Annotated in this window: 20 protein-coding genes; 14 read left to right on the top strand and 6 right to left on the bottom strand. The window is 70.7% G+C overall.

What is annotated here, in order from left to right:
* Positions 1–117: 117 nt before the first annotated feature.
* Together SALPAC4_RS0106225 and acs are read right to left on the bottom strand one after the other, a co-directional pair.
* A complete protein-coding gene (locus SALPAC4_RS0106225) occupies positions 118–2526 on the bottom strand; it encodes an immune inhibitor A domain-containing protein (RefSeq protein ID WP_019869583.1) in 2409 nt (802 codons plus the stop codon).
* A gap of 236 nt (positions 2527–2762) precedes the next feature.
* On the bottom strand, positions 2763–4748 hold the full coding sequence (gene acs / locus SALPAC4_RS0106220; protein WP_019869582.1) for an acetate--CoA ligase: 1986 nt from the start codon (positions 4746–4748) through the stop codon (positions 2763–2765).
* 202 nt (positions 4749–4950) lie between these two features.
* Between acs and SALPAC4_RS0106215 the strand changes: the two genes are divergently transcribed.
* Complete coding sequence (locus SALPAC4_RS0106215) at positions 4951–5700, top strand: Fic family protein (protein ID WP_019869581.1); 750 nt, start codon at positions 4951–4953, stop codon at positions 5698–5700.
* 121 nt (positions 5701–5821) lie between these two features.
* Here the strand turns inward: SALPAC4_RS0106215 and SALPAC4_RS0106205 are convergent, their stop codons facing one another.
* Entirely contained in the window at positions 5822–6625 is an 804-nt protein-coding gene (locus SALPAC4_RS0106205) for an HAD family hydrolase (RefSeq protein ID WP_019869579.1), read from the bottom strand.
* Positions 6626–7261: 636 nt separating this feature from the next.
* Positions 7262–7456, bottom strand: a complete 195-nt coding sequence (locus SALPAC4_RS0106200; RefSeq protein WP_018731266.1) for a hypothetical protein — start codon at positions 7454–7456, stop codon at positions 7262–7264.
* Between the two features lie 290 nt (positions 7457–7746).
* Between SALPAC4_RS0106200 and ssd the strand changes: the two genes are divergently transcribed.
* The 7 genes from ssd to SALPAC4_RS0106165 are packed head-to-tail and all read left to right on the top strand — an operon-like array spanning position 7747 to position 12783.
* A complete protein-coding gene (gene ssd, locus SALPAC4_RS0106195; RefSeq protein WP_019869578.1) occupies positions 7747–8799 on the top strand; it encodes a septum site-determining protein Ssd in 1053 nt (350 codons plus the stop codon).
* Positions 8796–9995: a TadA family conjugal transfer-associated ATPase gene (locus SALPAC4_RS0106190; protein WP_019869577.1), complete on the top strand. Its 1200-nt coding sequence runs from the start codon at positions 8796–8798 to the stop codon at positions 9993–9995. The genes ssd and SALPAC4_RS0106190 overlap by 4 nt, the downstream gene beginning before the upstream one ends.
* On the top strand, positions 9992–10987 hold the full coding sequence (locus tag SALPAC4_RS0106185; RefSeq protein ID WP_019869576.1) for a hypothetical protein: 996 nt from the start codon (positions 9992–9994) through the stop codon (positions 10985–10987). The genes SALPAC4_RS0106190 and SALPAC4_RS0106185 overlap by 4 nt, the downstream gene beginning before the upstream one ends.
* The gene (locus tag SALPAC4_RS0106180) at positions 10984–11745 is read left to right on the top strand and encodes a type II secretion system F family protein (RefSeq protein WP_027645099.1); all 762 of its coding nucleotides are present in this window, start codon (positions 10984–10986) and stop codon (positions 11743–11745) included. Before SALPAC4_RS0106185 ends, SALPAC4_RS0106180 begins: the two co-directional genes overlap by 4 nt.
* Before the next feature lie 20 nt (positions 11746–11765).
* Positions 11766–11939 (top strand): DUF4244 domain-containing protein, encoded by a 174-nt coding sequence (locus tag SALPAC4_RS26135; protein ID WP_018738504.1) that lies wholly within the window; start codon positions 11766–11768, stop codon positions 11937–11939.
* Complete coding sequence (locus SALPAC4_RS0106170) at positions 11936–12340, top strand: TadE family type IV pilus minor pilin (protein WP_019869574.1); 405 nt, start codon at positions 11936–11938, stop codon at positions 12338–12340. Before SALPAC4_RS26135 ends, SALPAC4_RS0106170 begins: the two co-directional genes overlap by 4 nt.
* Complete coding sequence (locus SALPAC4_RS0106165; protein ID WP_019869573.1) at positions 12337–12783, top strand: Rv3654c family TadE-like protein; 447 nt, start codon at positions 12337–12339, stop codon at positions 12781–12783. Before SALPAC4_RS0106170 ends, SALPAC4_RS0106165 begins: the two co-directional genes overlap by 4 nt.
* Positions 12784–12918: 135 nt before the next feature.
* Here the strand turns inward: SALPAC4_RS0106165 and SALPAC4_RS0106160 are convergent, their stop codons facing one another.
* The gene (locus SALPAC4_RS0106160; protein WP_019869572.1) at positions 12919–13497 is read right to left on the bottom strand and encodes an LURP-one-related/scramblase family protein; all 579 of its coding nucleotides are present in this window, start codon (positions 13495–13497) and stop codon (positions 12919–12921) included.
* Between the two features lie 133 nt (positions 13498–13630).
* Positions 13631–16039 carry a DEAD/DEAH box helicase gene (locus tag SALPAC4_RS0106155; protein WP_019869571.1) on the bottom strand — a complete coding sequence of 803 codons (2409 nt, stop codon included), beginning with the start codon at positions 16037–16039 and terminating at the stop codon, positions 13631–13633.
* Between the two features lie 148 nt (positions 16040–16187).
* Between SALPAC4_RS0106155 and SALPAC4_RS0106150 the strand changes: the two genes are divergently transcribed.
* The 6 genes from SALPAC4_RS0106150 (at position 16188) to topA (ending at position 24224) form a co-directional block, all read left to right on the top strand.
* Positions 16188–16523, top strand: a complete 336-nt coding sequence (locus tag SALPAC4_RS0106150; RefSeq protein WP_018731275.1) for an STAS domain-containing protein — start codon at positions 16188–16190, stop codon at positions 16521–16523.
* Positions 16523–16957 carry an ATP-binding protein gene (locus SALPAC4_RS0106145; protein WP_019869570.1) on the top strand — a complete coding sequence of 145 codons (435 nt, stop codon included), beginning with the start codon at positions 16523–16525 and terminating at the stop codon, positions 16955–16957. The genes SALPAC4_RS0106150 and SALPAC4_RS0106145 overlap by 1 nt, the downstream gene beginning before the upstream one ends.
* Positions 16958–17366: 409 nt before the next feature.
* Complete coding sequence (locus SALPAC4_RS0106140) at positions 17367–19715, top strand: sodium-translocating pyrophosphatase (protein ID WP_019869569.1); 2349 nt, start codon at positions 17367–17369, stop codon at positions 19713–19715.
* Between the two features lie 120 nt (positions 19716–19835).
* Entirely contained in the window at positions 19836–20372 is a 537-nt protein-coding gene (locus SALPAC4_RS0106135; protein ID WP_027645098.1) for a hypothetical protein, read from the top strand.
* Positions 20363–21094, top strand: a complete 732-nt coding sequence (locus tag SALPAC4_RS0106130) for a hypothetical protein (RefSeq protein ID WP_019869567.1) — start codon at positions 20363–20365, stop codon at positions 21092–21094. The genes SALPAC4_RS0106135 and SALPAC4_RS0106130 overlap by 10 nt, the downstream gene beginning before the upstream one ends.
* A 292-nt stretch (positions 21095–21386) precedes the next feature.
* Positions 21387–24224, top strand: coding sequence for a type I DNA topoisomerase (gene topA / locus SALPAC4_RS0106125; RefSeq protein ID WP_019869566.1), 2838 nt, complete (start codon positions 21387–21389; stop codon positions 24222–24224).
* The last annotated feature ends 25 nt before the right edge of the window (positions 24225–24249 follow it).

The following is a 24249-nucleotide window of genomic DNA, read 5'->3' as shown; positions in this document are numbered from 1 at the left end:
CAGGCTGGGAGCCGAGCCGCTGCCGGGGCCGCGAGCCGAGCCGCTGTCGGGTGGGGTCCGGGAAGGGCGATGCCCGGGCCGGTCACCGGCCCGGGCATCGCCTTCGTGTGGTTCTCGTTACTTGAAGCGGACCTTGATGGAGGTGCCCTTCTGCTTCAGCACCTCGATCTTCGTGCCGGTAGCGGGGAGCTTCACCCCGTGGTTGGGCAGCTCCTCGTACCAGTACTTCTGGGTGTCGTCAAAGAGCGGCTGCGCGGCCTGACCGCGGATGTACTGCGGCTGGCTGTCGATGTGCAGCGTGAACGAGTCCGCCTTCTGGAGGCTGAACGGCGCGTCGTACACCTGCACCCGGGCCCGCCATGGCTCGCCGGTCAGGTTGTAGATCGGCCGCGGGCGCGAGTCGATGTAGAGGTTGCGCCCCTCACCCGGGTGCGCGAACGTGTCGTTGTCCGCCCAGCGGGTGTTCCAGTAGGAGATCAGCAGACCCTCCTGGTACGCGTAGTGGTCCACCCAGTCCGGGCGGGTGTTCGCGTACCCGAAGTAGTACGGCCCGGTCTTCAGGTACTTGTCGTACGAGACGTACGACCGGTGGCCGGCGATGTAGTAGTTGTCGAAGAGCTGGGTGTACTTCTCCTCGGCGATGCTCCAGCCGGCGAGGTTCCAGTCGCCGGCACCGGTCTCCCCACCGTCGTTGAGGATCGTCTCGCCGTCGGCGGTGACCGTGATCTCGTCGCCGAAGAAGCCGCCCTCGGAGACCCCACCATCGGTCTGGTAGCGCAGCCGGAACTGGACTGACTTCCCAGCCTGGGCATCCATCGGAAGGTTGACGTCGACCCACTCGTCGTTGCTACTTCCGTCGAGGGCGAACCGACCGGGGGAGATTTCCTTGAACGGCGTGCCGTCGGCGGTACCGGGCAGCGGCGTCCAGGTGTCCCCACCATCCTCCGACACCTCGAAGAAGAGGTAGTCGTAGTCGGCCTCGATGCTGTAGCGGCCCTTCATCGTCAACGTGGCCGACGACTTCCCGGTTAGGTCGAGCGTCCGGGTCATCGTGTTGTTGAGGCCGTCCTCGTTGCCGGAGAAGAACTGCTTCGTGCCGGCGAACGGTGCGCCGTTGTCGAACTCGTACTCGCGCTTCGGGAGCACGACCACGGCGGCCTGCGGCTTCTTGGAGTTGTACGCCTGTGGGCCGAGGGTCATGGTGCGCTTCTGCCCCGCGACGACCACCTCGTAGTCGAGCCAGCCCAGCTGGAGCTTGTTCCAGGCACCCAGGTCGCCGCCGCGCTCGCCGATGCCACCGTCGCCCTCGGCACCGAGCCGGCTCTGGGCCATCAGCGTCCAGTGCTCGTTGTTGTTGTCGCCCCCACTGACCACGTTGTAGTCGTCCGGCAGGCCGAGGTCGTGCGCGTACTCGTGGTAGAAGACGCTGCGTCCGCCGTTTTCCGGCTGGATCGTGTAGTCCCCGATCCAGATGCCGGTGTCGCCGATCTGGGTGCCGCCCGCCGGGAAGTTCGGCGGGCCGGTACGGCCCTGGTCGGACGCGAACGCGTACCACCGGTGGCTCCAGATCGCGTCCTCGCCCTGGTGCGGGTCGCTGTTGGCCATGTCGCCACCGGAGTGGACGATCTGGAAGTGGTCGATGTAGCCGTCCGGCTCGTTGAAGTCGCCGTCGGAGTCGTGGTCGTACCGGTCCCACCGGTCCATCGCGCGGAGATCATCGGCGATCTGCGCGTCGGTACGGCCAGCGGCCTTCTGGTCGGCGACCCACTGGTTCGCGGCGTCCCGCACCAGGGTCCAGACGTTGGTGCAGACCCTGCCGCCGCAGACCGCCGGGTCGTCACCGTTGGCGTCGGTCGGGTCGTCCAGGGAACGGCCGTAGCGGGCCGCGTTGTACTGGACCTTGACCCAGTCGGTGACCGTGCCCTCCACGCTGTACCGGCCCGAGGACTGGGCCTCGAAGTACTGCTTGACCGACTCGTCGCCGTCCGCCTCGCCGAAGTACAACGTCCGGAAGTGGTCGGCGCTGTAGTCCGCCTGCCAGCTCGTGGAGTTGTCCAGCGCCCGGTTGGGCTCCGGGATCTCGTTGTGCAGCGGGCCGTCGAACCGCGCCGGGCCCGGCCAAGTGGGGGCGGTGTCCTGGTCGGGATAGGCCGGGTGCCGCTCGTTGCCGAACTCGGCCAGGATCACGAAGATCCGGTCGGTGTTCTCCCGGGAGAGTTCGACGTACTGGTCCTTCTTGCCACGGTGACCACGGGCGGTCGGGGAACCGCCGTCCGTCTCACCGACCTTGACGACAGTGCTGCCGTTGACTCGCTGCGAGGTCGCCTCGCCGGAGAGGACGCTGCTCAGGCCCTCCTGGCGCAGCGCCCGTCGCTTCTCCTCGAGCGGGTTGGGCAGATCGTGGTCAACATGGGCAGGCTCTGCGGCTGAGGGAGCCGATGTCGGCTGCTGGAGCTTTGGCGCGGCGCTGGCGGATGTTCCGACCGCCAGTCCCGTTGCCGTCAGCGAGAGCCCGAGTAGACCCACTGCGACTTTGCGCACGCGGTACCTCCGGGTGTGAAGGAAACCGGCCTAGCGGGGGCATGGGCCGGTGCGGCGATCCCACGGATGGGACCACTGGTGAAGATAGACATCCTTGCTGATGAGGGGAAGACTGGCCGGACACTTTGTTGCAAGAAGTTGTTTGCAAGGCGTTCCGGCGTCATACACCTGCCGGCCAGCTGAGCCCCCGCAGCTGGCCGGCACCGCCGGTGTGCTCCGGCTCAGTCCTCGCCCCTGCCAGCGCCCATGCCGGTGGCGATGAGCTCCATCACCGAGGAGTCCTGCAGCGTGGTCACGTCGCCCAGGGAGCGGTTCTCCGCCACGTCCCGCAGCAACCGTCGCATGATCTTGCCGGAGCGGGTCTTCGGAAGCTCCGGCACGAGCATGATCTGCCGTGGCTTCGCGATCGGCCCCAACGTGCGCGCGACGTGGTTACGCAGGTCCGCGATGAGTTGAGCGCCGGCCGTCCCCTCGGTCTCGGCGCTGCCTCGGGGGATGGCGAAGGCGACGATCGCCTGCCCCGTGGTCGGATCCGTCGCGCCGACCACCGCCGCCTCGGCCACCGACGGGTGCGACACCAGGGCCGACTCCACCTCGGTGGTGGAGATGTTGTGCCCGGACACCAGCATCACGTCGTCCACCCGGCCGAGCAGCCAGATGTGGCCGTCGTCGTCCTTTTTGGCGCCGTCCCCGGCGAAGTAGACCCAGTCGTCGCCGACACCCGCACCGGCGCCGAAGCGCGACCAGTACGTCTCCACGAACCGGTTGTCGTCGCCCCAGATGGTCCGCAGCATCGACGGCCACGGCTCCCGAAGCACCAGGTAGCCGCCGCCGCCGTTGGGGACCGGCTGACCCTGGTCGTCCACCACGTCGCCGTTGATCCCCGGTAGCGGGGTCATCGCCGAGCCCGGCTTGGCGTGGGTCACTCCGGGTAGTGGCGAGATCATGATGGCGCCGGTCTCGGTCTGCCACCAGGTGTCCACAATCGGTAGCTGGCCCCCGCCGACGTGCTGCCGGTACCAGATCCAGGCCTCGGGGTTGATCGGCTCGCCGACGCTGCCCAGGAGGCGCAGGGAGGACAACTCGAATCCGGCGGGGATCTCCTCACCCCACTTCATCATCGTGCGAATGAGAGTCGGGGCGGTGTAAAGGATCGTCACCCGGTACTTGTCGACCAGCTCCCAGAACCGGCCCCGGTGCGGGGTGTCCGGAGTGCCCTCGTACATGACCTGGGTCGCACCATTGGAGAGCGGGCCGTACACGATGTATGAGTGGCCGGTGACCCAACCGACGTCGGCGGTACACCAGTAGACGTCACTCTCCGGTTTGAGGTCGAAGACCCCGTGCATCGTGTACGAGGCCTGGGTCAGGTAGCCACCAGTGGTGTGCAGGATGCCCTTCGGACGGGCGGTGGTACCGCTGGTGTACAGGATGAACAGCGGGTGCTCGGCGTCGAAGGCGGTGGCCTCGTGCTCGACCGACGCCCGCTCGACCGTCTCGTGCCACCAACGGTCCTTCGCTGACCAGGCACACTCTTCGCCGGTGCGACGGACCACCAGTACGTGCTCCACCGACGGGCAGTTCGACACCGCCTCGTCAACTGTCGGCTTCAGCGCGGAGGGCCGCCCCCGCCGGTAGCCGCCGTCGGCGGTGACCACCACCTTCGCCGCGGCGTCCTGAATCCGATTTGTCAATGCGTCGGCGGAGAAACCGCCGAAGACCACGCTGTGGGTGGCACCGATCCGGGCGCAGGCCAGCATCGCCACCACGGCCTCCGGCACCATCGGCAGGTAGATCGCCACCCGGTCGCCGGCGGTCACCCCGAGCTCGGTCAGCACGTTCGCCGCCTGGCAGGTCAGCTTTAGTAGCTCCGCGTAGGTGATCGTCCGGGTGTCACCCGGCTCGCCCTCCCAGTGGATCGCGACCCGGTCCCCCCGGCCGGCCTCGACGTGCCGGTCCAGGCAGTTGTACGCCACGTTGAGCTGACCGCCGACGAACCACTTCGCGAACGGGGGCTCCGACCAGTCCAGTACCCGGTCCCACTGTTTCGTCCAGGTCAGTCGCTGGGCCTGCTGCTCCCAGAAGGCCAGCCGGTCGGCGTCCGCTGTGGCGTACGCCTCGCTGGTGACGTTGGCGCTCGCGGCGAGCTCGGCCGGCGGCGGGAACTGGCGCGTCTCGTTCAACAGGTTGGCCAACGCCTCGCTCATGCCTGCTCCCTCGTCGCTTGGGGTGACCTGCGTCTCGGTGCAGAGGTTAGCCCGCCGGGCGGGCGCAGGCGACTGTCGAGGGCAACGGATCGCGCCGAATGGAGCCTCCCCCGCGCCGGGCGGCAGGGCCCGGCGGATGGCGTGGCCCGGCGGGCGGCACGGCACCGGCGGGCGGTACCTGTGGTCCCGATAGCGTGGCGGGGTGACCGATGACCCACTCGCTCCGCTGCTCGCCCTTACCGATGTCGCCGCTGCCGTGGAGCGGACCCGTGAGCGCTTCGACCAGGCGCTGCGCCACCGCGCCCTGCGCCGGCACGGTGGTCAGGTGGCCGCGGAGGTCAGCCTCCGCTGTGCGGTGGCCAGCGCCGCCCTCGAGGGGTACACCCACGATCGCGAGGAGGTCCGTGCCGGCACGATCACCGAGCCGGTGCTGCAGGGCGCACTGCGGGTCGCCGGTGCACTACCCGGACTGACCGACCTCTGGCCGAGGGCGCCCCGGCAGGCGCTCGCGAAGCTGCACGTGCTCGCCGCGCGGGAGCTGGTGCCGGAGACGGAGCTGGGACGCCCGGTGCCCGATGCGGTTGTGGCGGCCCGGCTGGACGGGTTGGCGGCCCTGGTGGCCGGGGGAAGCGAGGCGCCGCCCCTGGTGCTCGCCGCGGTAGTCCACGGCGAGCTGTTGAACCTGCGGCCCTTCGCGGGCCCGTCCGGGGTGGTCGCCCGTGGGGCTGCCCGGCTGGTGCTGATGTCCCGGGGGGTTGACCCGCGGGGCCTGCTCGCCGTGGACGTCGGCCATCGGGAGCGGGAGCCGGAGTACGTCGGCTCGGCCGGGGCCTTCGCCACCGGAACCCCGGACGGGCTTCGCTCGTGGCTACGGCACTATCTGAGCGCCGCCGAGCTGGGCGCCGATCAGCTGACCGGGATCGGCGATGAGGTGCTCGCCGCGGCCCCGTAACCTTCCTCGCTCGATTTCTCGAACCCGCTACTGCAGGCCGACCCGCCACTGCAGGCCGACCCGCCACTGCAGGCCGACCCGCCACTGCAGGCCGACCCGCCACCGCAGGCCGACTGCGACCTCAGGTCGCCGGGGCGGACCGGGTCCGCCGGTGTCGGCCATACCAGGCGATGCCGATCGCCACGCCAACCCCGACGCCGAGTGCGGCGGCGGCGACCGGCACTGCGGGGCGATCCCGCAACCGCCGCCCCAGTGGGATCGGGTGCCGGAACTCCAACACCGGCCAGGAGTTCTCCGCGGCGAGTTTGCGTAGCTGACGGTCGGGGTTGACCGCGGTCGGACGACCGACGCACTCCAGCAACGGCCGGTCCGTGTACGAGTCCGAGTAGGCGTACGAGTCGGTGAGGTCGTAGCCCCGCTCGAGCGCCAGCTCGCCCACCGCGTCCACCTTGGCCGGGCCGGCCGCGTAAAACTCGATCTCCCCGCTGTAGCGGCCGTCCACCACGGCCATCCGGGTGGCGATCACATCGGTCACCCCGAGTAGCGCCCCGATCGGCCGGACCATCTCTTCCCCCGAGGCCGAGACCAGCACGACGTCCCGGCCGGCGGCCTGGTGCTCCTCGATGAGGGTGGCGGCTTCGGCGTACACGTAGGGGTTGATCAGCTCATGGAGGGTCTCCGCCACGATCTGGCGGACCTGCTCCACCTGCCAGCCCTTACAGAGTGCGGCGAGGTAGTCCCGGGTCCGGGCCATGGTTTGCTCGTCGGAGCCGCCCAGCCGGAACATCAGCTGCGCGTACGCCGACTTGACAACGTCTCGTCGGGTTATCAGGCCGTCCCGGTAGAACGGCCGACCGAACGCCAGCGCACTTGACTTGGCGATGACGGTCTTATCCAGATCGAAAAAAGCGGCGCTTCGGCCCACGGCGCGCAAGTCTAGCCCGATGGTCTATCGTCTGCGGGGGCCCGGGTCCATCAACCCCTCGGATGTGCGACGTGATCGACGGTAGGCATGCTCCGCGTGACCGCGATCACACCCTCCGGGAAGAATTCAGCAGGGAGTGGAGGCTACACCACTCGACGTAGCCAGGCTCACTCAGGCAGACTGTCGACACAACAGGCGTTTCATTTCTGCGGACAACCGACAGACCCCTCGGCGGTTGCACCCCCCCGTGACCGCTGAGTGGTTCGGCTCGACCCCCCCGGAGCCGGACCCCGACGACCCCCGTCTTCCCCCCGACGGGGGTCGTCTCTTTGTGGGAGCGATGAATGCCGCACGGGTGCCACCTCGCCGCGGCCGGTCGGGGCTGGGGCGGGCGGAAGCCAGGCCGACGACCTGGTCACGAGGTGACTCCAGCTCCTAGCTGGTCAGCCAGTCGAACCCGCATACCTCGCGGGCGACAGCGACACCGCGGCGTTTCGCCTCGGCCAGCCTCTGGCGGCGGAGCGTGGGGTTGTCAATGTGGGCGGGGCCACCAGCGGAGGCTACGACGTCCGGGCGACAGCAGCCGAGAGATCTGTTGACGGCGGCGTGGGCGGGCAGGCTCCGAGGGTCGGGTGGCTACGACCGAGGTTCGCTGATCGCGGCTTCGATCCGCAGCCCGATCCCGGTGGCGACGAGCAAGCTGGCCAGAATGTGCGGATCCGGCGCCCCGGGGTCGCTCGCCAGCGTGATTGCCGAGACGAGGAAGCCGGCGACCAGGGCGACGGTAGCGAAGCTGCGGACGGTGGCAGCACGTTTCGAAGCAGGGCTCACCCACGGACCATATCGGAGCCTCGGCGCCGACACCGTCCCCGAACAGGGCCGTCGGCACAAGCGACGACCGCGGGGCGGCCACCCGCTGCGGCACCGCGGGCATAACAGATCAACTATACCGATGGAGTCTGTCCACAGGTGCCGACTTCGTCCACAGGTTGGTAGCCGGGGCCGCTCTCGGGTCGGTTGGGCCACGCAGGCTTCCAGACCAGCGAAGCCCGAGCCGACTGCTGGAGGCCGTGATGCCACCTCGCCCCGCCGTACCACCCCCGCGCCGCCTGCCTCTCCTCGTGACCTCCGACGACGCGCTCCTGGACGACCTCCTGCGGCTCGCCGCGGCCGGTGGCGTTGAGGTTGACCTCGCACCGGACCCGGTGGCCGCCCGATCACGCTGGGCCCCCGCGCCCTTGGTGCTGGTCGGCAGCGACCAGGCGCAGCCGTGCCTACGGGCGCGGCTGCCGCACCGGCGGCGGTTGGTGCTGGTCGGACACGCTGGACATCTCGATCCGGGCCGGGATGTGGCAGACCTGATGGGTGCCGAGTTCGTGGCCGTCCTGCCCGCCGCCGAGCCCTGGCTGGTCGACCGGTTCGTCGAGTGCGGCCCGGAGCAGGCTGATCCGGTAGCGGCCCACGTCGTCGCCGTCCTCGGGGGACGGGGCGGTGCCGGTGCCAGTGTCCTCGCCGGCGGGCTCGCCGTCACGGCGGCCCGCTCCCGGCTGCGGACGCTGCTGGTTGACGCCGACCCGCTCGGGGGTGGGCTGGATCTGGTGCTGGGCTGGGAACAACTGGGCGGGTTGCGCTGGCCCGCGTTGACCGACGCCGACGGCCGGGTGGACGCCTCGTCGCTGGTGCAGGCCCTACCCAGCCGGGGCGACCTGGTGGTTCTCTCATGGGACCGAGGCGATCTTCAGTCGTTGCCGGCCGTGGCGATGGCGGCGACCCTCGACGCTGCCCGGCGGGCTCGCGACGTGGTCGTGGTCGACCTGCCCCGTCACCTGGATGGCGCGGCGGTGACCGCCCTACAGTCGGTCGACCGGGCCTTCCTCGTGGTACCCGCAGAACTTCGCGCGACCGCTGCTGCCGCTCGGGTGGTCAGCGCCGCCGCACCACATTGCGCCGACCTCTCCCTGATCGTCCGTGGTCCCGCTCCCGGCCGCCTCAAGGCCACCGAGCTCGCACGGACGCTCGGGCTGCCGCTGGCCGGCACGGTGCGGCTGGAGCCGGCACTCGGGCGCGGCCTGGAACGGGGCGAAGCGCCGGCGGCAGATGGGCGGGGCCCACTGGCGGCCCTCTGTCAACGACTCATCAACGAACTGACCGGCGCGGCGCCGGGTGCGGCATGACCACGGCAGACGACGGCCTCGCCGCGCGAGTCCGACAGCGCATCGCGTCCTCGTCGGCACCGGTCACCCCGGCAGCGATCGTCTCCGCCGTACGTGCCGAGCCGGCCGCCGCGGTGCTCGGCGACACCACGCTGCTTCGCCTCGCCGACCGGGTGCGCGACGACCTGGTGGGCGCCGGTCCGCTGGCCCCGCTCCTGGCCGATCCGAGGGTTACCGATGTTCTTGTCAACAACGTTCACGTCTGGGTCGATCGAGGGGAGGGCCTGAAAGAAGTCGCGGTGCCAGTGGGCTCGGTGGACGACGTCCGCCGGCTTGCGCAGCGACTCGCTGCCAGTGCGGGCAGGCGACTGGACGACGGCTCACCGTACGTTGACGCACGGCTCGCCGACGGCACCCGGCTACATGCGGTCCTGCCGCCGGTGGCCACCGACGGTCCGTACCTTTCTCTGCGGACATTCCGGCAGCGACCGTTCACGCTCGACGAGATGGCCGGTCAGGGGGCCGTGCCCCGGGCGGTCGCCCCGGTGTTGGCCGCGGTGGTGGCAGCCCGGCTCGCGTACCTCGTGGTCGGCGGCACCGGTTCCGGCAAGACCACACTGCTCAACACGCTGCTCGGCCTGGTTCCCGGCACGGAACGAATCGTCCTGGTGGAGGACGCGGCTGAGCTGCATCCCGCGCATCCACATGTCGTCGGGCTGCAGGCACGGACCGCCAATGTGGAGGGCGTCGGTGCGGTGGGCCTGACCGACCTGGTCCGGCAGGCGTTACGGATGCGACCGGACCGCCTCGTCGTCGGCGAGTGCCGGGGCCGGGAGGTGGTGGACCTGCTGGTGGCGTTGAACACCGGTCACGAGGGTGGTGCGGGGACGCTGCACGCCAACACCCCCACAGATGTGCCGGCTCGGCTTGAGGCGCTCGGTCTCCTCGGTGGTTTGCCCCGGACCGCACTGCACGCGCAGGTGGCGGCGGCACTTCAGGTGGTGCTGCATGTCCGCCGTGCGGATCGGGGACGGGCGCTGGATTCCATCTGCCTGCTCCTGCCGGAAGGCCCGGATCGGCTGGTCAGAGCGGTTCCGGTTTGGGGCCGTGACGGCGGCCCCGGTCCGGCGGCCCGGACCCTGGCCGAGTTGCTGGATGAACGGGAGGTGGCGGTGCCACCGATCCTTCGGGGGCCCGGTTCGGCAGGTGTCAGATGACCTCGGCTCAGCTCTTGCTCCCGCTGCTCTTGGTCCCCCTGACGGTCGTCGCGGCGGGGTCGGTGGCCTGGCTCGTCCGTCAACGGCTCCAGACCCCCGCCGGCTCGGGTGTCGCTGACGACCCACTCGTGACCTGGGTTGCCAGCCTGCGGCACAGCACCCCGCCGCCGAGACGAGGGCTCCGGGCGGAGCGGGACGTGGCATGGTCGAGGCCGGCGCTGGCGCAGTCCCAGCGGCGCGGGCAGGACCGCTCGGCAGGGCCGCCGCCCCGGCGCGACTCGAGGCGTCCGATCGGGGTGTCTCCCCCGATCTCCGGTAGCCGCCGGGACGGTTCGATCTCCGCCGCCCGGGTGGCGGGTACACCGCTGATCTCCACCCGGTACCGCTCCCTGGCGGCGGCGCCCCGGCGTACTCTGCTGCTCTCGGCTGTCCTGGCCGCCGGCATGGGTGCCCTGCTGGGCGGCCCGGTCGCCGCTGTTGTAGGCGGTGCGTACGGCACGCTGGGAGTCCGGGCGCTGCTGCGGCGACGGGCGGCCCGACAGGCTGACCAGCTCCGCCGCCGTCACCTCGAACAACTCTGTGATCTCGCCGCTGACCTGCGAGCCGGTCTGCCGGTGGGCCAGTCCACGGCGCTGTCGGCGGCTGGGGGTTCGGGCGGCACCCTGATCCGGGCGGCTGTCCGGCTCGCTGATCGCACCGGTGCACCCCTCGCCGACTTGCTGGACCGGATCGACGTGGACGCCCGCGCCGCGGACCGGGGTCGGGCCGCGGCGGCGGCGCAGGCGGCCGGGGCGCGGGCGACCGCCTGGCTGCTCGCGGCGCTTCCGCTCGGTGGCATTGGTCTGGGCTACGGCATCGGCGTCGACCCGGTCGCAGTGCTACTGCACTCGGCGGTCGGCGGTAGCTGTGCGGTCCTCGCTGTCATGCTCCAGGTCGCTGGGTTGCTCTGGACGGAGCGGCTCACCACAATCCGCGGCGGGGAGATCGGATGACCCCGCCGGTGCTGACTGCCAAGCGTTGGTCCGTGCCAGCCCGGCCCTGCTGGCTCGGATGGAGGAGGCGTCGTCCGATCCGTCGGCTGCGCGACCTCGACCGGCTCCCGCCCGGCCCGCCGTCGATCAGTCCGGTGGGTGCGGTCCCAGCAAAGTCCCGGCACCGGCGGGACGCCATTCGGCTCGTCGCAGTGCTCGCTGCCGTGGCGCTCGCTGTGCTGGCCGGCGGGGTGCCCGGCCTGCTCGGCGCCCTGCCCATGGCGGTGCTGCTCGACCGCCTGCTGCACCGGGTCGAGCCACCGGCCGTCCGGGAACGGCGCCGACGGGAGAACGCGGCTCTGCCGCTCGCTGCTGACCTGCTCGCGTCGGCGATGCGTGCCGGCGCCCCGGTTGATCGTTCGGTACTGGCGGTGGCGGAGGCGCTCGACGGGCCCCTCGCGGAGCGGCTCGCCCGGGTCGGGCGTCTCCTCCACCTCGGAGCGGAGCCGGTGGAGGCCTGGTCAACGTTTGCGGCGGTGCCCGCCGCCGAGCGTCTGGTCGGTGCTGCGCTCCGTTCGGCAACCAGCGGGGCTTCCCTGGCGGGTGCCCTGACTCGCCTCGCCGATGATCTGCGAGCTGACCGGACCACGGCGGCGGAGGCGACGGCCCGTCGGTCCGGGGTTCTGATCGTGCTGCCGTTGGGGCTCTGCTTCCTGCCGGCCTTCATTCTCGCCGGCCTGGTGCCGGTGATCGTCGCCGTTCTCGGTGACGTGCTCTGACCCAACCTCGAGAAAGGATCATGGACATGCGCAGAATCACCGCCCGGCTACGAGGTGACGCCGGGATGAACACCGCCGAGTACGCCGTCGGCACGCTCGCCGCAGTCGCCTTCGCCGGCCTCCTGCTCAAGGTGCTCACCTCCGACAGCGTGCAGACTGCGCTGACCGCCGTCATTGACCGGGCACTTCAGTGAGGCGGTGCCGGTGGGCCGGCCGAGATCGAGGCTCCTTCACCGCCGAACTGGCGGCCGGCCTGCCGGCGCTGCTCTTGCTCCTCTTCGTTGGTCTGACTGCGGTTGACGCGGTGGGCACCAAGGGGGCCTGTCTGCACGCGGCCCGGGAGGCGGCGATCGCGGCATCCCGGGGTGCAGACGGGTGGGCCGTGATCCGCGCGGTAGCCCCACCGGGAGCGAAGGTGTCGATCGACAAAGATGGGCAGCGGGTACGCGTCACTGTCCGCGCCCCGGTCCGGGCTCTTGGGACGCGGATGCCCCGGCTGATGGTCACGGCGACGGCCGTGGCCGTGCTCGAACCCGGCCCGGAGCCCTTCCCGACGGCCGAAGCTGTCGTCGGTGGAGCCGGAGCGGGCGGGTGATCGGCGGTGGGAGCGGGGCTCGTCCCACCGCTGGCCGGGACGAGGGGGCTCGGTTGGGACCGTGGGCGACAGGCGAGGGGAGGCGGGGGAGGCCCGCCGGTGGCGACCGGGGCGGCGCCACGGTTCTGCTGCTCGCGGTCGGCGTCGCATTCGTCGTCTTCGGGGTGGCGGGCGCGGCGGTCGGGTCGGCTCGGGTGGCCCGACAGCAGGCAGGTGTCGCGGCGGACCTGGGTGCGCTCGCTGGCGCGGCGGACGCCGTGCTCGGCGTCACCACCGCCTGCGAGTCGGCCCGGGCAATCGTGACAGCGAATGGTGGCCGGCTCGTCACCTGTCGGCTCGACGGGTTGGATCTGTTGGTCACCGTGGAGGTGACCGCCACCGTGTTGCCGGGCCTGGTCCGGGCGGCGACCGGACGGGCCCGCGCCGGCCCACTGCGTGGCTGAAACGCACGCGCACCCGGCAGCTGGGCTGGCGCAGTGGACGCGGGAGCGCCGGGGAAAGTGCCATGCGGTCGGGCCGACGTCCCGGTGCCAGCCGCAAGCTGAGCTTTGGCCTTCGAGGGCCGCCGTGGCCTCGGATCAGCGGGACTGGAGCGCGTCCAGGGCGATGGCCATGGCGATGACCAGCCGACGATCGAGCTGTGAGTTGTGGATCTGCACGGCATACCGATCGCGGAGACCCCACTTCTTCACGACGGAGAAGGCAGGCTGGCCATCGGCGACGAAATCGAAGTGGTAGGGCAGCCAGGACAGCGCCTCAACGAAGCGGCGGAGCAGGGCGATCGGCAGGGAGCGTTCCTCCCCGGTCACCTGGGGTGACCCGTCTTGCTCCAGCTGCCATGTGGAGCGCAGCAACGACTGGGCGAAGTTTTTGCGGAATAGGCCGATCGGGTTTCCGGCATGGTCCGTGACGTCGTAGGTGGCAGCCAGGTCGAGGCGTTGCCGTGCCTTGAACCCGAGTAACGGCTGCTGCTTTGTGTCGTCGGTGTAGATAGTTACCTGTTCCTTGAACGCGAGCCGTTTCTGCTGGGCGAACGCCAGCAGTTCCCCCTCCGAGCCGTCCGGCGTGACGCCGTGGACCTCGTACTGGTTGACGATCATCCGGATTCGCTGGCGGATGTGGAACTGCTGCTGGGCCTGGAGTGCGTCGGGGTGCATGCACTTTCCCTTCGGTTGGGGAGTCGTCAAAGCGGGGAGTGGTCGAAGGGGAGTGGTTGAGGGGCGGGTGGCCGAAGCGGCGAGTGGTTGGAGTTTCCGCGCCGCTGGTGCGCGGAGCCGGGCCCGCTACCGCTCAGGATGCCCGGCTGGCCCGAACCGCTCCGGACGGCAGATTGGCCAGTACGATGTCGAGGACTCGGACCGCGTCCACCTTGGACAGCGGATTGTTGCCGTTACCGCACTTCGGGGACTGGACGCAGGACGGGCAGCCGGAGTCGCAGCCACACCCCGCGACCACGTCCCGGGTCGCCCGCAGCCACGTCGCCGCCGTCCCGTACGCGCGCTCGGCGAAGCCGGCCCCGCCGGAGTGGCCGTCGTAGACGAAGACGGTCGGCGTGCCGGTGTCGGGATGCGTCGCGGTGGACAACCCGCCGATGTCCCACCGGTCGCACGTGGCGGTTAGCGGTAGCAACCCGATCGCGGCGTGCTCGGCGGCGTGCAGCGCGCCCGGCACGTCGGCCGGGTCGACTCCACCCGCGGTGAGGGATTCCGGCGAGAGCGTGAACCACACCGCCACGGTCCGCAGCTCCCGGGCCGGTAGGTCCAGGGGCCGGGTGTCGATGACCTCGCCGGTGGCGATCCGGCGTCGCTGGTAGGACACGACCTGGCTGGTCACGTCGACCTCGCCGAGGAAGAGCCCGACCGGCCCGGCGTCCACGTACGACCGGACCGCCACCACCGACAGTGATGTGACATCGCGGGCGTGGGTGGACCAGTCCGGCTCCTCGGGGTGCACCAGTGCGCACCCGTCGGCGAGGTCGAGGGTGTCGACCACGTACGAGACGCCCTGGTGCAGGTAGACCGCCCCGGGGTGCAGCAGGAAGTGCGATGACCCACCGTCAACTGTGCCGAGGAGTCGTCCGGTTGCGGTCTCCACCACGCAGATCGGTGCGCCGTCGCCGCCACGGAGCTCCACCTGGGGGCGCTCTCGGTGGCGCCAGTACCACCCGGTGGGGCGCTGCCGGAGTGCACCGGCCTCGACCAGGGCGTCCACCGCCTCTTTCGCGCCCTCCCCGAACAGGTCCAGGTCGGCCGGGGTGAGCGGCGCCTCGGCTGCAGCGCAGGCGAGCTGTGGCCCGAGCACGTACGGATTGGTGGGGTCGAGCACGGTCGCCTCAACCGGGGTCCCGAAGATGGCTTCGGGGTGGTGGACGAGGTAGCTGTCGAGCGGGTCGTCCCGGGCCACCAGCACCGCCAGCGCCTCCTGGCCGGAGCGGCCGGCCCGCCCAGCCTGCTGCCAGAGCGAGGCGCGGGTGCCGGGATAGCCGCAGATCAGCACCGCGTCCAGCCCGACCAGGTCGACGCCGAGCTCGAGGGCGTTGGTCGAGGCCAGTCCGCGCAGTTCACCGCTGAGGAGGGACCGCTCCAGCTCGCGTCGCTCCTCCCGTAGGTAGCCGGCGCGGTAGGCGGCCACCTGGTCGCCCAGTCCGGAGAACACCTCGTTGAGGGCCCGTCGGGCGTTGGCGGCCACCGCCTCGGCCCCCCGTCGGGACCGGACGAAGGCGAGCGTGCGGACCCCCGCGGACACCGTGTCGGCGAGGAGGTCGGCGGTTTCTCGCAGCGCGGATCGGCGCACCGGCGCGAGGTCGGTGTCGTCGGGGGAGGTGGTCGGGGTGGGCAGCGTCGGCGGCTCCCACAGCGCGAAGGTCACCCCGCCGCGGGGCGAGGTGTCTGCGGTGACCGCCGCCGTGGGCAGGCCGGTGAGTCGTTCGGCTGTCGCGGCCGGGTCACCCGAGGTGGCGGAGGCCAGTACGAAGACCGGTGTACGGCCGATGCGGGTGCACTGCCGGCGCAGCCGGCGCAGCACGTGTGCGACCTGCGAGCCGAAGACGCCCCGGTAGCTGTGGCACTCATCCACCACCACGTACGTGAGCCGGCGGAGGAACCTCGTCCACTGGGCGTGACCGGGCAGGATGCCGTGGTGGAGCATGTCGGGGTTGGTCAGCACGAACCGCGCGTGCTGCCGGATCCACTCCCGTTCGGCGCGGGGGGTGTCTCCGTCGTAGCAGGCGGGGCGCACTCCCTCCAGCTCCAGCGCGGTGATGGCCCGCAGCTGGTCAACGGCGAGTGCCTTGGTGGGAGCGAGGTAGAGCACGGTTGCGCGGGGGTCGGTGAGCAGCGTCGACAGCGCCGGCAGCTGGTAGGCCAGGGACTTGCCGGACGCGGTGCCGGTGGCGACGACGACGTGGTTGCCGGTGTGGGCGAGGTTGGCGGCTTGGGCCTGGTGCTGCCATGGCGCCGTCACGCCCTGCCGGGTGAACGCCGCCCGCAGGTCTGCCGAGACCCAGCTGGGCCACGGCGCGGGCTCGCCGGCGCGGGCGGGTACCCGTTCGACGTGGGTTACCGGGTCGGCGTCGTGCCGGGCGCGTAACTGGCTCAGCAGCTCCGCCGGGGACGGCCCGGGGGCTGCGGCAGGGGCAGCCGCGGGTGCCCCCGGCCGGCCGGGGCGCCGCGGCCGGGGTGCCGGGCTGTCGGAGGTCACGTCTGCACACTCGCACGGATGTTCGGGGATGGGTAGCGTTGGTCAGGGGCGAAGTGCCTGCCTGCCGGGGCGCTGGTGGTAACCAGTATTACTGGTGGTGATGGTTGAATGCCCGTGGAGAGTTTACGGCTCTTGCGAGGAGGGTCTGATGGAGCTGTCGCTGGCGACGCGCACCGTCGGGGGGTTTGCGGTGGTCGTGGTCGGCGGTGAGGTGGATGTCTACACCGCCCCACAGCTCCGGGAAAGGTTGTTCGAGTTGGTCGATGCCGGGGCTGAGCACGTCGTGGTCGACCTGGGCCGCGTCGACTTCCTCGACTCCACCGGGCTTGGCGTGCTGGTGGGTGTCCTCAAACGGCTGCGGACCGCCGGTGGCTCCTTCGCGCTGGTCTGCGACCGGGAGCCACTGCTGAAGATCTTCCGGATCACCGCGCTTGACCAGGTTTTCCCGCTGTATTCGACGGTTGACGCGGCGACCGGCGCGTGATGGCTGTGGTCCGTCTCTCCTTCTCGCCCGCGCCGGTGCACGTTCGCACGGCGCGGCTGGTTGGTGTCGCCGTGGCGCGGCGCGCCGGGGTCCGGCAGGGCCTGCTGGACGAGGTGCGACTGGCGATCGGGGAGGCGTGCACCCGGGCGGTGGCGCTGCACCAGCAGCACAACCTGCCTGATCCGGTGCGGGTGGAGATGTCCGATGACGGGACATATGCGGTCCGGGTGGTGGACCGGGCGCCGATCGAGGCTGGCGCCGATCTTGCGGCGTTGCCGCCGTACGAACTGGCCCGGGAGTCGCTCAGCGAGGACGCGCTGACCACCGGCGTCGGCTTCGCGCTGCTCGCTGGCTTCGTTGACGATCTCCTGGTGCGTCCGGCGGATGGGGGCGTCGGCACTGAGGTGCAGATGGTGTGGCCGCTCGACCGCTGAGCGCCCCCTCCACCCGTCCCCTGCTGGGCCCCTCCACCCGTCCCCTGCTGGGCCCCTCCACTGACCCCTGCGCGGCCCGACCTGGTCGGACCGGACCTTTGTCGGGGCGGCCCTGCCCTGGGCTCGGGCCGGCTGCCTTCGATCTCGATCGGCACTTCGCTATATCAGAATTTTCCTCATAGCACAGCGACAAAGATCATTCCGACACGATGACCACCACGTGTGACCTCCGACACTGCGGAGGGCTACAGTACCCGGGTTGTCAGCAAGTGAACCCTTCCGCAGCCAGCGGGAACGGTGCTCCATCGCTGGTCCGCTCGGTGGGTTGGCGCGTGCTTGCGACACCGCATCCAGGCGCCGGCCCTGCGTCTTCACGGTCGGCGCGAGCGTTCGGTACAGGAGGACACAGATGTCCGACACCTTGGCCGCCGAGGGCGGCGGGATCTCCCTCACCGGGAGCAATGTCACGTGGGTGGTTCTCGCCGCCGTGATCGCGGCCGTGGCGCTGGCTTTCGCCGCCGGGCTGACGCGGACGGTGCTGGCCGCCGGCAGGGGCACCACCAATATGCAGGAAATCTCGGGTGCGGTGCAGGAGGGCGCCTCGGCGTACCTGTTCCGGCAGTTCCGTACCCTGGCGATCTTCGTGGTCGTCGCCGTGTTGCTGCTCTTCCTGCTGCCGGTGCACGAGACCGACGGCAGCGAGACCGCGGTGAAGATCGGCCGATCGGCCTTCTTCGTCATCGGCGCACTCTTCAGCGCGTTCATCGGGGGAGCCGGCATGTGGCTGGCGACCCGGGCCAACCTGCGGGTCGCCGCCGCGGCCCGGGAACGTGTTGGTGGCCGGGAGGCCGCCATGCGGATCGCGTTCCGCACGGGTGGCGTCGTCGGCTTCCTCACCGTGGGCCTCGGTCTCCTCGGCGCGGCGCTGGTCGTCCTCTTCTACCGGAGTGACGCCCCGACCGTGCTGGAAGGCTTCGGCTTCGGTGCCGCGCTGCTCGCCATGTTCATGCGGGTCGGCGGCGGCATCTTCACCAAAGCCGCCGATGTCGGCGCCGACCTGGTCGGCAAGGTGGAGCAGGGAATCCCCGAGGACGATCCGCGCAACGCCGCCACCATCGCCGACAACGTGGGCGACAACGTGGGCGACTGCGCCGGTATGGCCGCCGACCTGTTCGAGTCGTACGCGGTCACCCTGGTCGCCGCGCTGATTCTCGGCCGGGCCGCCTTCGGCGAGGAGGGTCTGGTCTTCCCGCTGATCGTCTCCGGCATCGGTGTGATCGTCGCGATCATCGGCGTCTTCATCACCCGGCTGCGCACCTCGGACCGCTCCGGTCTAACCGCTATCAACCGGGCCTTCTACGCCTCCGCGCTCATCTCCGCGGTACTGGTTGCCGTCGCCGCCTGGAGGTACCTGCCGGCCAGCTTCGCCGAGTTGCCCCAGGGACTGGCCGACGTTGACCAGAACCCGCGGCTGGTGGCCATCGGCGCGGTCGTCATCGGTATCGTGTTGGCCGCCGCGATCCAGGCGCTCACCGGCTACTTCACCGAGACCGACCGGCGCCCGGTGCAGGACATCGGCCGCAGCTCACAGACCGGCCCGGCCACCGTCATCCTCGCCGGCATCGGCGTCGGTCTGGAGTCCGCGGTCTACTCGGCGCTGTTGATCGGGGCGGGCGTCTTCGGCGCCTTCCTGCTCGGCGGCAGCTCCATCACACTGTCGCTGTTCGCGGTCGCGTTGGCCGGTACCGGCCTGCTCACCACGGTCGGCGTCATCGTCGCGATGGACACCTTCGGTCCGATCTCCGACAACGCTCAGGGCGTGGCGGAGATGTCCGGCGACATCGATGCGGACGGTGCCCGCACGCTGACCGAGCTGGACGCGGTCGGCAACACCACCAAGGCGATCACCAAGGGCATCGCGATCGCCACCGCGGTACTGGCCGCGACCGCGCTCTTCGGCTCGTACACCGACACGCTGCGCATCGCGTACGCCGACGCGGGCATCACCGATGTCGGCGGCGAGATCCTCAACTCGCTGAACGTGGCGAACCCGCGGAACCTGGTCGGTCTGATCATCGGCGCCGCGGTGGTCTTCCTCTTCTCCGGGTTGGCCATCAACGCCGTGTCCCGCTCGGCGGGGGCGGTGGTCATGGAGGTTCGCCGGCAGTTCCGGGAACTGCCCGGGATCATGGACCGTACCCAGCGCCCCGAGTACGGCAAGGTCGTCGACATCTGCACCCGGGACGCGCAGCGGGAGCTGATGACCCCCGGCCTGCTGGCGATCATGGCGCCGATCGCGGTCGGCTTCGGGCTCGGGCCGGGCGCGCTCGCGTCGTACCTGGCCGGGGCGATCGGGGCCGGCACCCTGATGGCCGTCTTCCTGAGTAACTCCGGCGGCGCCTGGGACAACAGCAAGAAGATGGTCGAGGACGGCGCGTACGGCGGCAAGGGCTCCGAGGCGCACGCCGCGACTGTTATCGGCGACACCGTCGGCGACCCCTTCAAGGACACCGCCGGCCCGGCGATCAACCCGCTGCTCAAGGTGATGAACCTGGTCTCGCTGCTGATCGCGCCGGCCGTGGTGGCCTGGAGCGTGGGCGACGATCGCAACACCGGGCTGCGGATCTCGATCGCCGTGGCCGCGACCCTGATCATTGTCGCCTCCGTGCTGTTCAGCAAGCGCCAAGGGGTGTCGATGTCGGATCCCGGGGCGGGCACGGGCAGCCCGGAAGAACGTCCAGCGGCGGTCCGGGCCTGATCTGTCCACACCGCACCGCACCCCACCGCCTTCCCGGCCCACGTCGGGAGGGCGGTGGGTGTGGATATCCGGTGAACCTGACCGCTGTACGGGGCGGCGCGACACCGTACGCTGCAACGCATGCGTGTGTGCCGGGCGACAGCCGGAAGGCTGGCGGCAGTGCTGGCTGCGGTTGTCCTGATCACCGGATGCGGTGGTGGGCCGAGCCCCGGGGCGTGGGCGACGTCGGTCTGCTCCGCCCTGACCCCCTGGCGAGCCGAGATCAGGAAGCTCACCAGTAGTACCGACCAGCAGATGACTGCCCAGACCAGTCCGGCTCAGGCCAAGGAGAACCTGGTGCGGCTTTTCAACGGGGCGGCGCGGGCCAGCGAGATGGCGCGGCGCCGGGTGGAGCAGGCCGGCGTCCCCGACGTGGAGCAGGGCGCCGAGGTGTCCGCGCGGGTCCGCGCCTCGCTGGCGCGGATGCGGGATGCGTACGCCAAGGCCCGGGACTCCATCGACAGCCTCAGCACGAGCGAGTCCACCGCCTTCTACGACGGGGTGCGGGATGCGGTCCAGACCCTGAACCAGGAGTACGAGGCCGGCGTGTTGGACGCCCGTAACCTGAACTCGGAGGAGCTGACCCGCGCCTTTGCCGAGGTCCCCCAGTGCCGTTGACCGGGCCGGTGGACGGGGAGTCGGTGCCGGGGCTCTTCCCGACGCCCGAGCTGGCCCCGCCCGCCGCCCGGGGCCGCGCCGACCGGGCCGTGCGTCCGGGTGCGGCTGCTGCCCGGGCTGACCCGGCGGACCCCCGGCAACGAGGTCACGACGCGGATCGTCAGCTCGCCTTCTTCGGCGTCGAGGCCACCGAACCCGCCGTCGGCGACCTGGCCGGCCTGCTCGCCGGACCTGCCGAGGGGTCCGTGATGGGAGGCACCGCCCGCCTGGCCGTGGTGGTTGACGATGCCTGGCGGGTGCACGTGCTGGCCGCCGAGTTGCAGGCGCGACACGTCCCCACGAGCTGGGCGGCGGCGGGCGGTGGACGGCATACCGTGCGGACGGCGTACACGAGGGTGCTGAAGCCGCTCGTGGCGGCGTGGCTGCGCGGCCCGGCGAAACGTCCCCCCGACGCCTTTCACCTGGATGGGCGAGGGCTGCGGCTGTGGTTCGTCGCGGCCGGTTCGATGGCGGACTCCGACGTCCTGCTCCGCCTCGGGCCGGCTGCCCACCAGCGGGTGGGGGCGGCGCTCGCCGCGGTGGGGTTGCCCGCTTCGCCGGAACCGGGCCCGGACGGCCTGGCCTACCGGTTCACCGGACGTCAACTGCTGAACCGCTTCGCCGAACTGGTCGGCGACCCACCCCCCACCGTGCCCCAGGTGGCCTGGCCGTACCGGGGTTGAGCGGCGGCGCTCGGCAGCCGTGGCCTCGGAGTGGGCGGAGTGGCAGCTGCTCGGTCGGCACACCGCCCCGACCGGGTGCGTTGGGTCCCGTTCGTCACGGGAAGCGGTGGTCAGGCCTACGGGCAGTGTACGGTGACGCCGGGTCGGGTCCCTCCGGTGTTTGTCGCCCACGAAACCGGAATCCCGGACGACGCGTTACGTTGGACATCCGGGCTGTTGGGCACCGGCGGGGTCAATGCCCCGTTTCGGACCCCACAGCGGTCGCGATGCGGGAGTGAGGTCGGAGAGAGACGTGCCGAGCAATGCTGGAACCACCCGTCTGGTCATCGTCGAGTCCCCGGCGAAGGCCAAGACGATCTCGGGCTACCTTGGCCCGGGGTACGTCGTGGAGGCCAGTTTCGGGCACGTCCGAGACCTGCCGCGAAACGCCGCCGATGTGCCGGCGAAGTACAAGGGCGAGGCGTGGGCCCGGCTCGGCGTCGATGTCGACAACGGCTTCCACGCCCTCTACGTCGTCTCGTCCGACCGCCGGCAGCAGATCAGCAAGTTGACCAAGCTGGCCCGGGAGGTTGACGAGATCCTCCTGGCTACGGATGAGGACCGGGAGGGCGAGGCGATCGCCTGGCACCTGGTGGAGACCCTCAAGCCGAAGGTTCCGGTCAAGCGGATGGTCTTCCACGAGATCACCAAAGCGGCGATCCGGGCCGCCGTGGCGAATCCGCGCGAGATCGACCGCGATCTGGTTGATGCCCAGGAGGCCCGCCGCATCCTCGACCGGTTGTACGGCTACGAGGTGTCCCCGGTGCTGTGGAAGAAGGTCATGCCGAAGCTCTCGGCGGGCCGGGTGCAGTCGGTGGCGACCCGCATCGTGGTCGAGCGGGAGCGGCAGCGGATGGCGTTCCGCAGTGCCGAGTACTGGGACATCCTCGCCACGCTCGCCGCCGAAGAGCCCGGTGCGGGTCCCCGCACCTTCAACGCCACCCTGGTCGCGCTCAACGGTGACCGGATCGCCACCGGCAAGGACTTCGAGCCGACCACCGGGCGGGTCCGTCCCGGCGCCGGCGTGGTGCATCTGGACGAGGGTGGGGCCCAGGGGCTGGCCGCCCGGCTGGCGGATCGGCCGTTCACGGTCACCCGGGTCGAGGAGAAGCCGTACCGTCGCCGCCCGTACGCGCCGTTCATCACCTCGACGCTGCAGCAGGAGGCGGCCCGCAAGCTGCGCTTCTCCTCGCAGCAGACGATGCGCACCGCGCAGCGGCTCTATGAGAACGGCTACATCACTTATATGCGTACCGACTCGGTGAACCTGTCGGAGACCGCCATCGCCGCGGCCCGTCAGCAGATCGTCGAGCTGTACGGGGAACGTTGCGTTCCGCCGGAGCCGCGTCGCTACACCGGCAAGGTGAAGAACGCGCAGGAGGCGCATGAGGCGATCCGCCCCGCCGGCGACACCTTCCGCACCCCGGGTGAGCTGCGCAACGAGCTGTCCGTTGAGGAGTACAAGCTCTACGAGCTGATCTGGCGGCGCACCGTCGCCTCCCAGATGACCGATGCCGTGGGCTCCAGCGTCTCGGTGCGGATCCGTGCCGTGACGGCGGCCGGTGAGGAAGCGGACTTCGGTGCCACTGGTAAGACCATCACCGACCCGGGCTTCCTCCGCGCCTACGTGGAGTCCAGCGACGACGAGAACGCCGAGGCGGAGGATGCCGAGCGGCGCCTACCGACGCTGGTGAAGGACCAGCCGCTCACCGGTGAGCAGCTCGCCGCGCAGGGGCACCACACCCAGCCGCCCGCCCGTTACACCGAGGCGTCCCTGGTCAAGGCGCTGGAGGAGCTGGGCATCGGCCGTCCCTCCACCTACGCGTCGATCATGCAGACCATCCAGGACCGGGGGTATGTCGTCAAGCGTGGCCAGGCGATGATCCCGTCGTTCCTGGCCTTCGCCGTGGTCGGGCTGATGGAGCGGCACTACCCGCGCCTGATCGACTATGGCTTCACCGCCAGCATGGAGAACGAGCTGGACGAGATCGCCGGTGGCGACCACGCGGCGGTGGACTTCCTCACCGCGTTCTACTTCGGCACCACCAACGGCGCCGGTGACCAGGACATTGCCCGCTCCGGTGGGTTGAAGAAGCTGGTCACCGAGAACCTGAGTGAGATCGACGCGCGGAGCGTCAACTCGATTCCGCTCTTCAGCGACGACCAGGGGCGGCCGGTCGTGGTCCGGGTGGGCCGTTACGGGCCGTACCTGCAGCGGGAACTGCCCGGGGAGGCGGCCGCCGCCGAGGGTGAGGAGGGCGGTGGTCAGGGCGACCGGGCTCCGATTCCGGAGGGGCTGGCCCCGGATGAGTTGACTCCGGAGAAGGTGCACGAGCTCTTCCTCGGTGGCGGTGGTGAGCGCAAGCTCGGGGAGGACCCGGCCACCGGAGAGCCGATTCTGCTCAAGTCCGGCCGGTTCGGCCCCTACGTGGCCAGCGGGGAGCGCAAGTCGTCCCTGCTGCGCTCCCAGTCGCCGGACGGCCTCACCTTCGACGAGGCGCTGCGGTTGCTGAGCCTGCCGCGGCTGGTCGGTGTCGATCCGGAGGGCAACGAGGTCTTCGCGAACAACGGCCGCTACGGCCCGTACGTGAAGCGGGGCGAGGAGTTCCGTTCGCTGGAGTCCGAAGAGAAGATGTTTACGGTCACGCTGGACGAGGCGCTGGCGCTGCTGGCTGCCCCGAAGACCCGGCAGCGTCGGGCTCCCGCGCCTCCGCTGCGGGAGCTGGGCGCCGACCCGTTGACCGAGAAGCCGCTGGTCATCAAGGATGGCCGGTTCGGGCCGTACGTGACCGACGGGGAGACCAACGCGTCGCTGCGGCGGGGTCAGACACCGGAGGCGCTGAGCCTGGAGCAGGCGTCGGAGATGCTCGCCGAGAAGCGGGCGAAGGGTCCGGCACCGCGGAAGAAGGCGGCCAAGAAGGCCGCGCCGGCCAAGAAGACGACGCCGGCCAAGAAGACGACGGCGTCGAAGAAGGCGACGGCGACGAAGAAGACCGCTGCGGCGACCAAGGCGGCGAAGAAGACGGCGACGGCGAAGAGCACCGCGGCCAAGTCGGCGAAGCCGAAGCGGGCGGGCAGCGCGGCCGAGTGACGCGCCACCGGCCGCGGTCAGCCGA

Source organism: Salinispora oceanensis, assembly GCF_000383575.1.
Lineage (GTDB): Bacteria > Actinomycetota > Actinomycetes > Mycobacteriales > Micromonosporaceae > Micromonospora > Micromonospora oceanensis.
This window is presented reverse-complemented; position numbering and strand designations above follow the sequence as displayed.

Coding starts and splice junctions, on each gene's coding strand:
- acs (WP_019869582.1), bottom strand. CDS start 4,748: ATGAGCGAGGCGTTGGCCAACCTGTTGAACGAGACGCGCCAGTTCCCG.
- SALPAC4_RS0106190 (WP_019869577.1), top strand. CDS start 8,796: ATGACCACGGCAGACGACGGCCTCGCCGCGCGAGTCCGACAGCGCATC.
- SALPAC4_RS0106185 (WP_019869576.1), top strand. CDS start 9,992: ATGACCTCGGCTCAGCTCTTGCTCCCGCTGCTCTTGGTCCCCCTGACG.
- SALPAC4_RS0106180 (WP_027645099.1), top strand. CDS start 10,984: ATGACCCCGCCGGTGCTGACTGCCAAGCGTTGGTCCGTGCCAGCCCGG.
- SALPAC4_RS26135 (WP_018738504.1), top strand. CDS start 11,766: ATGGACATGCGCAGAATCACCGCCCGGCTACGAGGTGACGCCGGGATG.
- SALPAC4_RS0106160 (WP_019869572.1), bottom strand. CDS start 13,497: ATGCACCCCGACGCACTCCAGGCCCAGCAGCAGTTCCACATCCGCCAG.
- SALPAC4_RS0106150 (WP_018731275.1), top strand. CDS start 16,188: ATGGAGCTGTCGCTGGCGACGCGCACCGTCGGGGGGTTTGCGGTGGTC.
- SALPAC4_RS0106145 (WP_019869570.1), top strand. CDS start 16,523: ATGGCTGTGGTCCGTCTCTCCTTCTCGCCCGCGCCGGTGCACGTTCGC.
- SALPAC4_RS0106140 (WP_019869569.1), top strand. CDS start 17,367: ATGTCCGACACCTTGGCCGCCGAGGGCGGCGGGATCTCCCTCACCGGG.
- SALPAC4_RS0106135 (WP_027645098.1), top strand. CDS start 19,836: ATGCGTGTGTGCCGGGCGACAGCCGGAAGGCTGGCGGCAGTGCTGGCT.